Consider the following 15,542-nt stretch of genomic DNA (forward strand, 5'->3'; position numbering starts at 1 on the left):
TTAATTATAGTTTTAACGGATAATAATAAAAAATGTTCATTTTCCCGTGTTTAAGAGAAAAAACATATAAAATAGAATACGAAGATAGTCAGAATGCTTTTATTTATTTACATTTGCGTATAATATTGTAATAAATAAATTCATGCTCAAGCTTAGATTTAGATACATACTTCCGGTAATTTTATCTGTTATATCTTTTACTCTTCCAGCCCAGATTAATACAGACAGGGTCATGAACATTGGGCGAAATGCGCTTTATTTCGAAGACTATGTATTGTCCATTCAATATTTCAATCAGGTAATAAAAGTCAAACCGTATCTGGCCGAAGCTTATTTTTACAGGGCCGTAGCGAAGATCAGCCTGGATGATTATACAGGGGCTGAAGAGGATTGTAGCCTTTGTATAGAACGTAATCCTTTTATTGTGAATGCTTACCAGGTGAGAGGGATTGCGCGGCAGAACCTGGGTAATTACCAGGGGGCTATTGATGACTATAACGAGGGGCTTCGTTATGCTCCCGAAGACCGGACTTTCCTTCAAAACAAGGCTATCGCTTTTGTACAGTTAGAAAAATATAACGAAGCGGAAGTAAGTTTTGAAGAGTTGATAAAAATACATCCGAATTATTATAACGGATATATGAGCAGGGGGCAGTTCTATTTAGAAAAAGGAGATACGATAAAAGCCTTAGCCGATATTGACAAAGCTATTTCTATAGATAAGAATATCTCCTCTGCATATGCACAACGTGCGGTAATTAAGCTTCGTCATAATGATGATTATGCCGGAGCTTTGGAAGATATGAACGAGGCTTTGAGGTTGAGTCCGGCCGAGGTGGCATACTACGTGAACCGTGCTTTGATAAAATATCATATGGAAGATCTGAGAGGTGCTATGGCCGATTATGATCATGTTCTTGAAATACAACCGCACAATCTTATTACGCGCTACAATAGAGGTTTGTTGCGCATGCAGGTAGGAGACCGGAACCGGGCTATTACAGATTTTTCGGAGGTTATTAAAGCCGAGCCTGAAAATTACTTTGCTTATTACAACCGGGCCGTATTGAATGACGAATTGGGCAATTATCGGGCTGCCATTAAAGATTATGACGTGGTTCTTAAGGAATATCCTGATTTTGCCGCAGGATTTTATGCCCGTTCCGAAGCCAAAAGGAAATCGGGAGATATGAAAGGTGGCGAACAAGATTTTAACAAGGCTCTGGCTTTACAGAAAACGACACAATATACTCCGGTATCGGCAGATGGTAAGACGGACAATAAAAAGTCAGGCGATAATTCGGAACGAAAAGAATCAGATAAGAATATTAATAAATTTGACCGCATATTAGTTGCCGATGCCGAAAATGACATTAAACCTAAATATGATAACCGTATGAGGGGAAGGGTACAGGATCAAAATATACAGATTACCATAGAACCGTCTTTTATTCTTACTTATTATGAAAAGACCCGTGAGGTAGGTCACGGTGTTGCATATTCCCGTGAGGTAGATGATATTAACAGGTCGAAGTTACTGGCACGCCAGTTATTACTGACCAATGCCGAACTCTCTTTATCAACTGCCCAGATAAATAATCATTTTTCTTCGATAAACGATTATTCGAAATTGATAGATATTAATTCTCAAAATCCAATGCCTTATTTTGCCAGGGCTTTGGATTTCATGCTCATTCAGGATTTTTCCAGTGCTATTGATGACTTGAACCGTACCATAATGTTGAGCCGCAATTTTATGTTGGCATATTTTATGCGCGCTGCTATCCGGTTTAAACAAATCGAGTACAAAATATCCACCGAATCAGCTAATGGCATTGATTTATTACCGTCGCAACAAGAACGGGGAACTTTCGGGTTGCGAGCTCATAAAATAGATACTCCCTTGAAAACAGGCTCGAAAGACGAATCGTTGTCTTTGGAATATGAAATGGTTTTGAGAGATTACGAGAAAGTACTGGAAATGTCTCCCGGTTTTGTTTATGGCTGGTTCAACCGGGCAAATGTACGTTGCGCCCAAAAAGATTTCCGGGGAGCGATTCTTGACTACAACGAAGCAATACGGCTTCGCCCTGATTTTGGCGAGGCCTATTTCAACCGTGGACTGGTTTATTTAAAACAAGGAAATGAAAAAGAAGGTATAGCCGACTTGAGTAAGGCTGGGGAGCTCGGCATAGTAGGAGCTTACAATATTTTAAAGAGATTGAGTGATTAAAACTATTTTTTGTTTCATACCTTTTGGTATTAAAAATTATTATTATTTTTGTGCCTTAATAAAAATGCGTAACTATGTTAAAGTTGGATATCGGCTTGATGTAAATTCGTATTTAATGAAACCAACAAGAACTTAACATTATGATAAAGATCACATTTCCTGATAATTCGGTTAAAGAATTTGAATCCGGGGTTACTCCTTTAGAAATAGCCGAAAGTATCAGTTCTCGTTTGGCGCAGGATGTTCTGGCTTCGACTGTAAACGGTGAAGCCTGGGATTTGATGCGGCCTATAGATAAAGATGCGGCTGTAAAATTGTTCAAGTGGGATGATAATGAGGGCAAACATGCTTTTTGGCATTCTTCCGCTCACTTATTGGCGGAAGCTTTGCAAGAATTGTATCCCGGTATTAAATTTGGTATTGGTCCTGCAATCGAGAATGGATTCTACTACGATGTTGATCCCGGAGAGACACCGCTGAAAGATACCGACCTTCCTGCTGTGGAGGCGAAAATGCTCGAATTGGCAGCCCGGAAAGAAGCCATTGTCCGCAAAGAGATAGCAAAGAAAGATGCTCTCAGGATGTTTGCAGACCGGGGAGAAGAATATAAAGTTGAACTTATCAGCGAATTGGAAGACGGTTCTATCACTACATATACTCAAGGTTCGTTTACTGACCTGTGCCGGGGACCGCATATCCCGAATACAGGAGTGATAAAGGCTGTGAAATTGACATCATTAGCAGGTGCATACTGGCGCGGGGATGAAAAGCGTAAACAGCTTATTCGCGTATATGGAATTTCATTTCCGAAAAAGAAAATGCTGGATGAATATCTTGTGCTGATGGAAGAGGCGAAGAAACGCGATCATCGTAAAATAGGGAAAGAAATGGAATTATTCGCTTTTTCTACGGCTGTGGGACAGGGTTTACCGTTATGGTTACCCAAAGGTGCACAGTTGCGGGAGCGGTTAGAAACTTTTTTACGTCGTATACAAAAACGTTTCGGATATCTTCAGGTAATAACTCCGCATATCGGAAATAAATTACTATATGTAACTTCAGGTCATTATGCAAAATATGGTAAAGATTCTTTCCAGCCGATACATACTCCCGAAGAAGGAGAAGAATTCTTATTAAAACCCATGAATTGCCCTCATCATTGCGAGATATATAAAGCGTTTCCGCGTTCTTATAAAGAATTGCCTTTGCGTTTTGCGGAATTCGGTACTGTATATCGTTATGAACAAAGTGGCGAGTTGCATGGTTTAACGAGAGTACGAGGATTTACTCAGGATGATGCACATATTTTCTGCCGTCCCGAACAGTTGAAAGAAGAGTTCCTCAAGGTGATGGATATTATCTTTATAATATTTAAAGCACTTGATTTCCAAAACTTTGAAGCACAGATATCGTTAAGAGACCCGAATAATCGTGAGAAATATATAGGAAGTGATGAAAACTGGGAAAAAGCCGAACGTGCAATTGTTGAAGCCTGTGAAGAAAAAGGTTTGAAAGCACGCGTCGAATTAGGAGAGGCTGCATTTTACGGACCAAAACTCGATTTTATGGTAAAGGATGCCATAGGTCGCAGATGGCAGTTAGGAACAATACAAGTCGATTATAATTTGCCTGAACGATTCGGTCTTGAATATACGGGAAGCGATAACCAGAAACATCGTCCGGTGATGATTCACAGAGCGCCTTTCGGGTCAATGGAGCGTTTTGTTGCTGTACTTATTGAACATACAGGCGGAAAATTCCCCTTGTGGCTTACTCCCGATCAGGTAGTTATCATGCCTATCAGCGAGAAGTTTAATGATTATGCCAACGAAGTGGCAAAAGTTCTTGCAGAAAAAGATATTCGTGCAATCGTGGATGACCGTAACGAAAAAATCGGTCGAAAAATACGTGATAATGAGTTGAAGAGAATCCCTTATTTGCTCATTGTGGGTGAAAAAGAATCAGAAAATGGTGAAGTTTCTGTAAGAAAACAGGGTGAAGGTGATAAAGGTATCATGAAAATTGCTACCTTTGCCCAGAATTTGACTCAAGAAGTTGAAAGTATGATTAACCAATGGTAATTTTGAATGGAGAAAAAACCTATCGTAGGACCTAAAGGAAACTTCCCTCCCAAGAGAAATGAGGGTATTAAAGAACAGTATCGTATCAACGAAAGAATTCGGGCTAAAGAAGTTCGTCTGGTTGGTGATAATATAGAGCAGGGTGTGTATCCGGTTCAAGAGGCATTGAAAATCGCCGATGAATTAGGGCTCGATTTGATAGAGATCTCGCCTAATGCTGTTCCTCCTGTATGTAGGGTTTTAGATTACCAGAAATTTCTGTATCAGCAAAAAAAGAGACAGAAAGAACAGAAGGCTAAATCTACTAAGGTGGTTGTAAAGGAAATTCGTTTCGGACCACAGACCGATGATCATGATTATAACTTTAAGTTAAAACATGCGATAGGTTTCTTAAATGAAGGAGCGAAAGTGAAAGCTTATGTCTTTTTCAAGGGACGTTCCATATTGTTTAAAGAACAAGGTGAAGTGCTTTTATTGCGCTTTGCAAATGATCTGGAAGACTATGCTAAGGTAGAGCAACTGCCAGTACTGGAAGGGAAGCGGATGATTATCATGTTTACTCCCAAAAAGAAATAAGAATAATTTGAGGAGACTCAAAGTTATATATACAAATTTATAAAACTAAAATTTAGTAAAATGCCAAAGATTAAAACTAACTCCGGTGCCAAAAAGAGGTTTGCCCTTACCGGATCAGGAAAAATCAAAAGAAAACATGCTTTTAAAAGTCACATTTTGACCAAAAAGACTACAAAGCAGAAAAGAAATCTTACTCATATGGGTCTCGTATCTCATGCCGACGAAAATAATGTGAGAGCATTATTAGGTATGAAATAATATTCTTTTCAATGTTTCTTTTAAAACAAATAGTTTAAAGATTTTTATTAACCGAATGCTTTTAGCTTAAAGATCACCGTGAAAAGTGACGCTAACATTCAAAACAAGAAAAAACTATGCCAAGATCAGTAAATCATGTTGCTTCAAGAGCAAGAAGAAAGAAAATTTTAAAACTTACCAGAGGTTACTATGGTTCCAGAAAAAATGTTTGGACGGTAGCTAAAAATACCTGGGAAAAAGGTTTAACATATGCTTATCGTGACCGTAAGGCTAAAAAACGTAATTTCCGTGCATTGTGGATACAACGTATCAATGCTGCAGCCCGTTTGGAAGGAATGTCTTATTCTAAATTAATGGGTGCGCTTCATAAAGCGGGTATCGAGATTAACCGTAAAGTGCTTGCCGATCTTGCTATGAATAATCCTGAAGCATTCCAGGCTATAGTAGCAAAGGTAAAGAATGCCTGATAAGCCAAAATATTTTAAAAATAGGGTTACAATATATTTGTAATCCTATTTTTTTATTTCAACTATTGCAAAATACATATTCAATGCTTATATTTGTAATAGAAAGTACAAGTCGCATTCAAGTTGAATGGGAAACTCATCAAAAATTATGAAATGCCGAGACAAGCTTTCTTCACCAATGGCGGGCCACACCTTCGGGTATGCTTTAGCACGGTGGATTACAAAGGGGGAGGAGCACTCAAATCCTGTCATTCGGAGTTTCATCGCATCCTTGGATGCGACTTCTTTATAGAATAAGGACGCTTGAAAAGGCGTCCTTATCTTATTATATGGCTATTGTTTTTAAGCAAGGGTTGGATATTAAAGTTCAGGAAGAGTTCCGGATTATTTTATATGAGAAGTAATCGTATATTTAAGTAATAAATATGCTCTTTTAATGCCTCGAAAAAATGTGGCTGTTTAAGTTATTTTTTTTACCTTTGCATGAGTAAAAATATCAATTATGGCAGATACTATAGCACAATTTGAGCATGTCATAGGAATATGTCGCGATCTCTATGCAAAAAAATTGAAAGATTACGGACCTTCTTGGCGCATTATGCGTCCTGAGTCTATAACTGATCAGCTTTTTATTAAAGCTAACCGTATACGTAGTATCGAGCTGAAAGGCGAAACAATGGTAGACGAGGGAATCCGTCCCGAATTTATCGCTTTGGTAAATTACGGTATTATCGGTCTTATCCAGCTTTCTTTGGGATATTCCGATGGGGAAGATATTTCGGCAGAAGAGGCTTTGGCTTTGTATGATAAGTTTATGACCGAAACGAAGACTTTGATGTATGCTAAGAATCACGATTATGATGAAGCATGGCGCAGTATGCGGATAAGTTCGTACACCGATCTTATCTTGACTAAAATATACCGCATAAAGAAAATAGAAAACAATCATGGCAAGACACTTGTTTCTGAAGGTGTGGACGCTAATTACATGGATTTGATAAACTACTCCCTGTTTGGCCTTATCAAACTTGAGTATGGAGAATAATAAGGAAAAAACGATTATAAGGAACGGGTGGATAACAGCCGGCGTTATTATTTCAAGAATAGTGGCGGGCGGTACTTTTATATTTTCCGGCTTTGTGAAAGCAATAGATCCGATGGGAACTATATACAAGCTGGAGGATTATTTTTCCGCATTCGGGCTTAATTCCATTTCTATGCTTATTCCTTTAATTGCATTCGTTTTAATAGCATTTGAGTTTTTGTTCGGGGTGCATGCGTTACTGGGTTCATACCGAAAAAGGACGCCCTGGTATCTTTTGCTATTTATGCTGGTCATGACGCCTTTGACTTTATATCTGGCGGTAGCCAATCCGGTGAGCGATTGCGGCTGTTTTGGCGATGCTGTCGTTTTGACTAATTGGCAGACATTCTGGAAAAATATAGTTTTACTTGTGTTTGTAGTTTTTCTTTTATGCTATAATACCCGGGTTAGAGGACTGTATAACATGTCGGTGCAATGGCTCACAGGGTTATTCTCTTTATTATTTATTTTTTCGGTGATGTGGGTTGGATATAATCATCAGCCTATATTGGACTTCAGGCCTTATAAGATAGGGTTGAATCTTTCCGGTGCAGTATCTCATGCAACCGGAGAAGATATGGAATATTTATTTGTGTATGAGAAAGACGGAGTTAAAAAAGAGTTCGGTATAGATGATATTCCGGTCGATGATTCGACATGGGTATTTGTAGAGCGCCATGAGAAAATATCTGATAAAGAAACAATCCGGTCTCAGTATCCGGTTATAGATAATTTTGTGATATATGATGGAAATGAAGATGTTACGAATGATATACTTGGTGACGAGAATTATGTATTTCTTCTTTTATCGCCGGATTTATCTACGGCCGATGACTCTGAAATAAATAAGATAAATGAGCTTTACGACTATAGCAGGGAGTACGGTTATTCATTTTATTGCCTTGCATCTTCTTCCCCCAACGAGATTGCAGAATGGAAAGAGAATGCAGGTGCCGAATATCCTTTCTTTTTTATGGATAAAACGATTATTCGTACTATAGCCAGAGGTAATCCCTGCTTGCTCATTTTAAAGAAGGGTGTCATATATGCTAAATTATCTCCCCGGATGATGCCTGACGAATCGGAACTTACTGCCGGCTTTGATAAACTGGTTTATGGTAACCTGCAGGGATATGACGAACAAAAACGCATAATTTTTATGGTAGGACTATATTTTGCTCCGATGATATTTTTATTATTAACAGAAAAAACAGTAGGCGTTATACTGGATGCTTTGCGTGAGAGCAGGAGAAGGAGGGTCGCCCAAAGGAAAAAAACTTCTAATCCCGGAACGTAAGTGTGCTATGTAAGATTGAAACTATAAAATATTCATTTTTAAACTAATAAAGTTATTATCATTATGAGAAAGAACATTGTTGCCGGAAACTGGAAGATGAACACTACTCTCCAGGAAGGTATTGCACTTGCAAAAGAATTGAATGAGGCTTTAGCTAACGTAACACCTAACTGTGATGTCGTAGTATGTACCCCGTTTACACATTTGACGTCTGTCGTAAATACGGTCGATACGAAAAAGATCGGAGTCGGAGCTGAAAATTGTGCAGATAAAGCAGCAGGTGCATATACAGGTGAGGTTTCGGCTTCCATGGTGGCATCTACCGGTGCAAAATATGTGATAATAGGCCATTCGGAACGTCGTGCTTATTATCATGAAACAAACGATATACTTAAAGAAAAAACATTGTTGGCTCTTGCAAACGGACTTACTCCTATTTTTTGTATCGGGGAAGTATTGGAGGAACGTGAGGCCGGAAAACATTTCGATGTGGTAAAAAAACAAGTAGAAGAATCTCTGTTCGGGCTTTCATCTGAAGATTTCGGAAAACTTATTTTGGCATACGAACCGGTATGGGCTATAGGTACAGGAAAGACCGCTTCGGCTGAACAAGCAGAAGAGATTCATGCTTTCATTCGCAAAACGATAGCAGATAAATATGGTAAAGAAGTTGCAGAAAATATTTCTATATTATATGGAGGAAGCTGTAAACCGTCTAATGCAAAGGAACTGTTTGCAAAAGAAAATGTTGACGGAGGTCTTATCGGTGGGGCCGCTCTGGATGCTGCCTCCTTTATGGGGATAATCACAGCATTTTGATAATTAGATATTTTATGGCTGCGAAAATAAGAAATATTTCTTATTTTTGCAGCCTTGTTATTATGTATGACGTTTATATCTAATTTTATATTTATGATGCGCAGACATTTGTATTTATTCGTTTGTTTCTCTTTCTTTTTTTCTTCTTATTTGTACGCTGAAACTGCGGTATCGGATACTTCGATTGTTCAGTACTTAGAACGTTCGGAAACCGGAGGTATCGTAAAGATATACCAGCCTAAGGAATTAGCAGGAAGGGTGTCGCGTTCTACTGAAGACAGAACTATTATTGAAGCCGGGAAGACAAATTACGTTCAGCGAAATGGATATAGGATACAAGTATTCTCAGACAATCAGCGTCATGCAAAGACTGAAGCACAAAATAAGCAACAACAGATTCGGAATAAATTTCCCGAGATGGGAACATATATTATTTATAATTCTCCTTTTTTTAGATTGCGTGTGGGAGATTTCCGTAGTTATGAAGAAGCGAATAGAGCTTTACAAGACCTTAAGAATGCTTTTCCTCAATTTGCCAGAGAAATGCGCGTGGTTCGGGACAAGATTAATGTCCCGTTATGATTTTTATAATTTGAGAATATAATGATGGACGAACAAAAGATAGGACCGGAGGATGAAAAAAACTCTGTGAAAGAACAATTAGCTTATCATTACCGTTGCATACTTTCCCTTTTGGGAGAAGATGTAGAGCGGGAAGGTCTGAAAAAAACACCGGAACGTGTAGCCAAGGCAATGATGTTTCTTACTAAAGGATATAAGCAGTCGGCAAAAGAAATTCTCTCATCAGCCCGATTTAAATATGAGGGAACACAAATGGTTGTCGTAAAGGATATCGAATTTTATTCTATGTGTGAACATCATATATTGCCTTTTTTCGGAAAAGTCCATATTGGTTATATCGCTGCCGACCAGATTGTGGGGCTTAGTAAAATTCCCCGGCTTGTAGATGCTTTTGCCCGCAGATTACAAGTACAGGAACGTTTTACTACGGAAATGATGAACGCTCTTTCCTGTGAATTAAGTACGCATGGTGTTATTGTTCTGGTCGAAGCCCGTCATTTGTGTATGCAGATGAGAGGAGTGGAAAAACAAGATTCTTCGACTGTTACCTGTGATTTTTGCGGTGACTTTAAAAATGAAAGTTTAAGACAGGAATTTTATCGCCGGATAGGTAGATATTAATAAACATTTAGCTGTAAAAAAGAATAAAAATAAACGGCGTTTTATGTAAATAATTCACATACAAAGTTTAATAAAGTATATCGAAAAAAGTACGAAAAAAATGACTTAAAGCATTTGCATAAACCAAAAACTCGAATTATCTTTGCACACGCAATCGCGAAAGTAGCTCAGTTGGTAGAGCATAACCTTGCCAAGGTTAGGGTCGCGGGTTCGAATCCCGTCTTTCGCTCACAAGCTCAAGAGAGATTGAGTTTTAACTATTGTTTTAATGATTTGCGAAAGTAGCTCAGTTGGTAGAGCATAACCTTGCCAAGGTTAGGGTCGCGGGTTCGAGTCCCGTCTTTCGCTCCGCTCTATTTCTTCGAAATAGCATTGCCCAAGTGGCGGAATTGGTAGACGCGCTAGTTTCAGGTACTAGTGATCGCAAGGTCGTGCAGGTTCGAGTCCTGTTTTGGGCACGCTTCAAAAACAGAATGTCCGGGTGGTGGAATTGGTAGACACGCTACTTTGAGGGGGTAGTGGGCGTTGGCCTGTGTGAGTTCGAATCTCATCCCGGACACTTTCGATAAAAAGCACAACCGATAATTTTGGTTGTGCTTTTTTATTTTCAAATTATTTGTGCATTACATTATCAGGAACAGAATCAATGCCGTAAAGAATATTTTTCCTTGTTAATTTATTGTTGTTAACAACGTCGTATTATAGTACGATCCGTCAGGTTCTTTGCTTATAGTGTTCATATAAAAGAATGGAGCAGGAATTGAATCTACGTCTTTAAATACAGGTATTACCGGATTAAGTTCATTGATTCCAAATGAGAATATACAGGCAGTATCTCCTATTTCTTTAAATAAAGTTGAAAGGTCCGGAGCCATTTCTATATTTTCGTCTGTTGTTATATCATATAAATATGATTCCAGGCTATTCTTGTCCTTCGATATATATAACGCACTATCAAGAATGACTCCGAAATTAATTTCTTCCAGGAAAGAATCAGGAATAAAAAGATTATTTAAAAATATTTTGGGAATACGGTAAGGTGAATTTTCATCATTATCTTTAAAATACATCTTTAAAAGTTCCGGTTTTTTAAGGGGGAGGATAATAACAGCCTCGTTTGTAAGACTGTCTTTACGAGTGAATGCAATATTTATAAAATTGTCAATAGAATGCATTAAAATGTCTTTTGTACTTTGGACTGTATCTTTTGTCGTGTTGTACTCGAATCCTATTTGAATCCCTTTTATGGAGTATTTACTGAAATATTTCGGCTGGAAGAATCTGTTCTTTAAATATGTTGGGGCGAACGTGTTTTTGGGCAAATATCCCGTCAGCCATATTTGGTTGCTTTGGAGAATCATATCCTGTATATACCAGTTCTCTGTTTTTAAAGGAGAAAAGTAATTAATTGTTTGTAATCGTGACAGTAATGTTATAGTACCTTTTTCTTTTATAGCCGGAATAGTATCGTTCGGCTTATTTTGATAGGGGGGAGTTAGTAAATTTTTTATATAGTGGCTACATCCGAATACTCCTGTACCAAAATAACAATGTAAAAAATTTCCATCGGGTAATATATAGTGGTATAGTTCGTTTTTACCGTGGTTTTCTGTTACCGGGTTAAATCCTGATGACTGTTTTTGCTGCAGTCTCTTTTTTATCTGTTTCTGTTCTTCAGGAGAAACGGAAATCCATATTCCACAAGTTTTGTCTTGATAAATAGCAATGTATATGGCCTTTTCGGATAATTTTTTTTCCTTTATATGCAAGAGCCTTATAATATCTAATAATTCGGATAAGCGGGGTATGCTTTGTATATAGTTATGACAAATAGTGTTTTGAGTGATTTTTTCTAAGGCTTTCGGACCGCTTAGCTCTAACAATTGTGTGTTTACAGGAGTAGGTATATAATGTCGGATGTCCGTTTTTGCATAAGTTATTTGTTCATGATACCTCAGAATGAAAATAAGGCAGCAAATACTGGCCAAAAGGAGCAGGGAGACAGGAACCCCCCACTTTGTATATATCTTATTGTCCATACTTTCAATAATTTGATATACAAAATTAATGATTAATCCCATATATATTTATTGGGGATGTATAAATGGAATTATAAATTTTGTATAAGTCGGTAAAAATGGTGTTTGTAATTTGCTGGGGAAAGAAAAATCTTTGGTTATTTCTCTTTCGGAAATATAGGTATTTAATGAAAAAATAGTTACATTTGTTCGTTTAAAGTCTATTGTTAAATGAGGGTACGGTCGGTTAATTTATCTGTTTTACCCTTGATGGAGAAAAATTATATTTTTTGTGGGAATAATTAAATTGAGATTTATTAGAAACAAAATAAAATTAAAATATTTATGAAATTTATCGTATCAAGTACTGCATTGCTTTCGCATTTGCAAACTATCAGCCGGGTTATCAATTCTAAAAATTCGATGGCGATTCTCGATAATTTTTTATTTCGTCTCGAAAGAAATAAACTAACAATGACGGCGTCGGACCAAGAGACAACCATGACAACGTCTGTCGAGGTGATCGAAGCCGAGGGTGAAGGATTATTTGCCGTAAATGCTAAGATATTACTGGATCCGTTGAAAGAATTGCCCGATCAACCGCTTACTTTCGAGATCGATGATAATAATTTGGAAATTTTCCTTTATTTCCAGAATGGTAAATACAATTTTATCGGTGTGAACGGAGATGAATATCCGCAGAAAATGCCTTTAAGCGACTCTGCTATTACTTTTAAAGTGGAAGCTCAGCAATTACTTAATGGCATCGGCTGTACTTTGTTTGCGACGGCCGACGATGAGCTACGCCCGATTATGAACGGTATTTATATGGATATATTTCCCGAGAATGTAACATTTGTATCTTCCGATACTCATAAACTCGTGCGATTTAAAAATGCGGCAATTCAGCCGGGGGTAAAAGCTTCATTTATACTGCCTAAAAAACCTGCTAATCTTTTGAAAAATATATTACCGAAAGAACCGGGAGAGGTATTGGTGACCTTCGATGATAAAAACGCTTGTTTTACGTTGACTAATTTTGTATTGAATTGCCGTCTTATAGAGGGAAATTATCCTAATTATAACTCTGTGATTCCTCAAAGTGGCCCTAATAGATTAATCATAGACCGTTCTATGTTTACGAATGTATTGCGCCGTGTCTCTGTTTTTTCCAATCAGGCAAGCAGCCTTGTGAAATTGCAGTTACAAGAGAATCAGATGGTAGTATCGGCACAGAATATAGACTTTTCTACTTCGGCAGAAGAAACGATTGAATGTAACTATTCGGGAGATAATCTGGTTATCGGTTTCAGTGCCAATTATTTGATTGAAATATTAAATAATATACCTTCTCAGCAGATTGTTCTGGAGCTTTCCGATGCAACCCGTGCCGGTATTATTTTACCTTTGGAAAACAAAGAGAATGGGGAGTTACTTATGCTGCTCATGCCTATGATGCTGACAGATTTTTGATGAAAAAAGCAAACGAAACATGCAATTAAAATTAAATAACCCGATTGTCTTCTTTGACCTGGAGACAACGGGTATAAATGTATCTGCCGACCGTATTGTGGAACTGTCATACCTGAAAGTTTTTCCGAATGGTAATGAAGAGAGTAAAACGATGCGTATCAATCCAGAACGCCCTATTCCTCCCGAATCTACAGCTGTGCATGGAATTACCGATGCAGATGTCGAAAATTGTCCAACATTTAAAGAAGTGGCGCGTACTTTAGCCAAAGAGATAGAGGGATGTGATATCGCAGGATATAATTCGAACCGTTTTGATGTACCCTTATTGGTAGAGGAATTTTTGCGTGCCGGTGTGAATATAGACCTGTCCCGCCGTAAATTTATAGATGTCCAGACTATTTTTCATAAGATGGAACAACGGACTCTTTCGGCGGCTTATAAATTTTATTGCGATGCCGAGCTGGAAGGGGCTCACTCTGCCGATGCCGACACCCGAGCGACATATGAAGTTTTGAAAGCTCAATTGGATCGCTATCCCGAATTAAGGAACGACGTGAGTTTTCTGTCCGAATATTCCTCCCACAACCGAAATGTCGATTTTGCAGGACGTATCGTATATAATGATAAAGGAGAAGAGGTCTTTAATTTCGGTAAATATAAAGGACGAATTGTATCGGAGGTGTTCAAGACTGATATAGGATATTACGGTTGGATGATGCAAGGTGATTTTACACTCAATACTAAAAATGTAATTACGGCAATCAAACTGAGGGAAATGCAGAAGTAATTATTTATTACGGATACGGAATTATGTTGAAAGGAAAGAAAATAGTTTTAGGTATAACCGGTAGTATTGCTGCTTATAAAGCTGCATATCTTTTGCGTTTGTTTATAAAGAAAGGTGCGGAGGTGCAGGTTGTCATTACTCCTGCCGGGAAAGAATTCATTACTCCCGTGACTTTGTCTGCTTTGAGCGGAAAGCCAGTCGTAAGTGAGTTTTTTACGGCAAATGACGGAACGTGGCACAGTCATGTGGATCTGGGACTTTGGGCCGATGCAATGGTGATAGCACCTGCAACGGCGTCCACTATAGGAAAAATGGCTCATGGCGTTGCCGATAATATGCTTATTACCTGTTATCTTTCCAGTAAAGCCCCGGTGTTTATAGCTCCGGCTATGGATCTGGATATGTTCGCACATCCTTCTACTCAGCAGAATCTCGAAACTTTGCGGTCTTATGGTAATTATATTATAGAACCGGGGATCGGGGAGCTGGCGAGTCATCTGGAGGGAAAAGGCCGGATGGAAGAACCGGAACGTATTATTGAATACCTGGAGCATTATTTCGGAAGGAGGCAATCCCTTAGAGAAAAAAAGATCGTGATAACTGCCGGTCCCACATACGAAAAGATTGATCCAGTACGTTTTATTGGTAATTATTCTTCGGGAAAAATGGGTTTTGCACTGGCGGAAGCTTGTGCAGAGAACGGAGCCGAGGTGACGTTGATAACAGGCCCGGTGGCGTTGAAAACTCATTTCTCTTCTATACATCGTATAGATGTGGAATCTGCCGAGGAGATGTATGAGGCTGCCTTAAAATCGTTTCCGACAGCCGATGCTGCAATTATGTGTGCGGCTGTGGCCGATTATTCTCCTGAAGCTCCCAGTGATGTTAAGATTAAGCGTACGGCCGACGATATGTTGTTAAGGCTTAAACCGAATAAAGATATTGCAGCCGCATTAGGACAAATGAAACGGGATGACCAGATATTAGTTGGATTTGCACTCGAAACGAACGATGCTGTGAATAATGCGCTGGCAAAGATGAATAAAAAGAATCTTGACTTTATTGTTTTGAATTCGCTGGAAGATGAGGGTGCAGGTTTCCGTTATGATACCAATAAGGTGACTATTATTGAAAAGAATGGTTGTAGTACGGAATATGATAGTAAGCCTAAGTCCGAGGTTGCGGATGACATTGTAGAATTGCTATCCTCCTATATGCAGTGATTGAATGGATTGAATATATATAA

General features: G+C 38.4%; 14 protein-coding genes and 4 tRNA genes. 17 read left to right on the forward strand and 1 reads right to left on the reverse strand.

What is annotated here, in order from left to right; translation table 11 throughout:
- Positions 1-142 precede the first annotated feature (142 nt).
- The 14 genes from OCV73_RS03665 (at position 143) to OCV73_RS03730 (ending at position 10,577) form a co-directional block, all read left to right on the forward strand.
- Positions 143-2,233 carry a tetratricopeptide repeat protein gene (locus OCV73_RS03665; RefSeq protein ID WP_449500940.1) on the forward strand — a complete coding sequence of 697 codons (2,091 nt, stop codon included), beginning with the start codon at positions 143-145 and terminating at the stop codon, positions 2,231-2,233.
- A 140-nt stretch (positions 2,234-2,373) separates the two neighbouring features.
- A complete protein-coding gene (gene thrS, locus OCV73_RS03670; RefSeq protein WP_147549146.1) occupies positions 2,374-4,314 on the forward strand; it encodes a threonine--tRNA ligase in 1,941 nt (646 codons plus the stop codon).
- 6 nt (positions 4,315-4,320) lie between these two features.
- Complete coding sequence (gene infC, locus OCV73_RS03675; RefSeq protein WP_147549148.1) at positions 4,321-4,890, forward strand: translation initiation factor IF-3; 570 nt, start codon at positions 4,321-4,323, stop codon at positions 4,888-4,890.
- A 60-nt stretch (positions 4,891-4,950) separates the two neighbouring features.
- Positions 4,951-5,148 carry a 50S ribosomal protein L35 gene (gene rpmI / locus OCV73_RS03680; RefSeq protein WP_147549150.1) on the forward strand — a complete coding sequence of 66 codons (198 nt, stop codon included), beginning with the start codon at positions 4,951-4,953 and terminating at the stop codon, positions 5,146-5,148.
- Between the two features lie 116 nt (positions 5,149-5,264).
- A complete protein-coding gene (gene rplT, locus OCV73_RS03685) occupies positions 5,265-5,615 on the forward strand; it encodes a 50S ribosomal protein L20 (protein ID WP_147549152.1) in 351 nt (116 codons plus the stop codon).
- A 502-nt stretch (positions 5,616-6,117) separates the two neighbouring features.
- Positions 6,118-6,660: a DUF1599 domain-containing protein gene (locus tag OCV73_RS03690; protein ID WP_147549154.1), complete on the forward strand. Its 543-nt coding sequence runs from the start codon at positions 6,118-6,120 to the stop codon at positions 6,658-6,660.
- Positions 6,650-7,996 (forward strand): BT_3928 family protein, encoded by a 1,347-nt coding sequence (locus tag OCV73_RS03695; RefSeq protein WP_147549156.1) that lies wholly within the window; start codon positions 6,650-6,652, stop codon positions 7,994-7,996. Before OCV73_RS03690 ends, OCV73_RS03695 begins: the two co-directional genes overlap by 11 nt.
- A 63-nt stretch (positions 7,997-8,059) precedes the next feature.
- Positions 8,060-8,815 carry a triose-phosphate isomerase gene (tpiA, locus tag OCV73_RS03700; RefSeq protein ID WP_147549158.1) on the forward strand — a complete coding sequence of 252 codons (756 nt, stop codon included), beginning with the start codon at positions 8,060-8,062 and terminating at the stop codon, positions 8,813-8,815.
- Between the two features lie 93 nt (positions 8,816-8,908).
- Positions 8,909-9,397 carry an SPOR domain-containing protein gene (locus tag OCV73_RS03705; RefSeq protein WP_167551199.1) on the forward strand — a complete coding sequence of 163 codons (489 nt, stop codon included), beginning with the start codon at positions 8,909-8,911 and terminating at the stop codon, positions 9,395-9,397.
- Between the two features lie 21 nt (positions 9,398-9,418).
- Positions 9,419-10,018 (forward strand): GTP cyclohydrolase I FolE, encoded by a 600-nt coding sequence (gene folE / locus OCV73_RS03710; RefSeq protein WP_147549162.1) that lies wholly within the window; start codon positions 9,419-9,421, stop codon positions 10,016-10,018.
- Between the two features lie 156 nt (positions 10,019-10,174).
- A tRNA-Gly gene (locus OCV73_RS03715) sits at positions 10,175-10,247 on the forward strand.
- Positions 10,248-10,293: 46 nt separating this feature from the next.
- Positions 10,294-10,366, forward strand: a tRNA-Gly gene (locus tag OCV73_RS03720).
- A 26-nt stretch (positions 10,367-10,392) separates the two neighbouring features.
- Positions 10,393-10,476: transfer RNA gene (locus tag OCV73_RS03725), tRNA-Leu, on the forward strand.
- Between the two features lie 17 nt (positions 10,477-10,493).
- Positions 10,494-10,577 (forward strand) — tRNA-Leu (locus OCV73_RS03730).
- A 112-nt stretch (positions 10,578-10,689) separates the two neighbouring features.
- Here the strand turns inward: OCV73_RS03730 and OCV73_RS03735 are convergent.
- Positions 10,690-12,057 (reverse strand): hypothetical protein, encoded by a 1,368-nt coding sequence (locus OCV73_RS03735; RefSeq protein ID WP_147549164.1) that lies wholly within the window; start codon positions 12,055-12,057, stop codon positions 10,690-10,692.
- Positions 12,058-12,381: 324 nt separating this feature from the next.
- Between OCV73_RS03735 and dnaN the strand changes: the two genes are divergently transcribed.
- From dnaN to coaBC, 3 genes are read left to right on the forward strand one after another with little or no spacing between them, the layout of a single operon-like run.
- A complete protein-coding gene (dnaN, locus tag OCV73_RS03740; protein ID WP_147549166.1) occupies positions 12,382-13,509 on the forward strand; it encodes a DNA polymerase III subunit beta in 1,128 nt (375 codons plus the stop codon).
- Between the two features lie 19 nt (positions 13,510-13,528).
- Positions 13,529-14,296 carry a 3'-5' exonuclease gene (locus tag OCV73_RS03745; protein WP_147549168.1) on the forward strand — a complete coding sequence of 256 codons (768 nt, stop codon included), beginning with the start codon at positions 13,529-13,531 and terminating at the stop codon, positions 14,294-14,296.
- Positions 14,297-14,316: 20 nt separating this feature from the next.
- The gene (gene coaBC / locus OCV73_RS03750) at positions 14,317-15,519 is read left to right on the forward strand and encodes a bifunctional phosphopantothenoylcysteine decarboxylase/phosphopantothenate--cysteine ligase CoaBC (RefSeq protein ID WP_147549172.1); all 1,203 of its coding nucleotides are present in this window, start codon (positions 14,317-14,319) and stop codon (positions 15,517-15,519) included.
- Positions 15,520-15,542 lie beyond the last annotated feature (23 nt).

The sequence above is a fragment of the Barnesiella propionica genome, assembly GCF_025567045.1.
Lineage (GTDB): Bacteria > Bacteroidota > Bacteroidia > Bacteroidales > Barnesiellaceae > Barnesiella_B > Barnesiella_B propionica.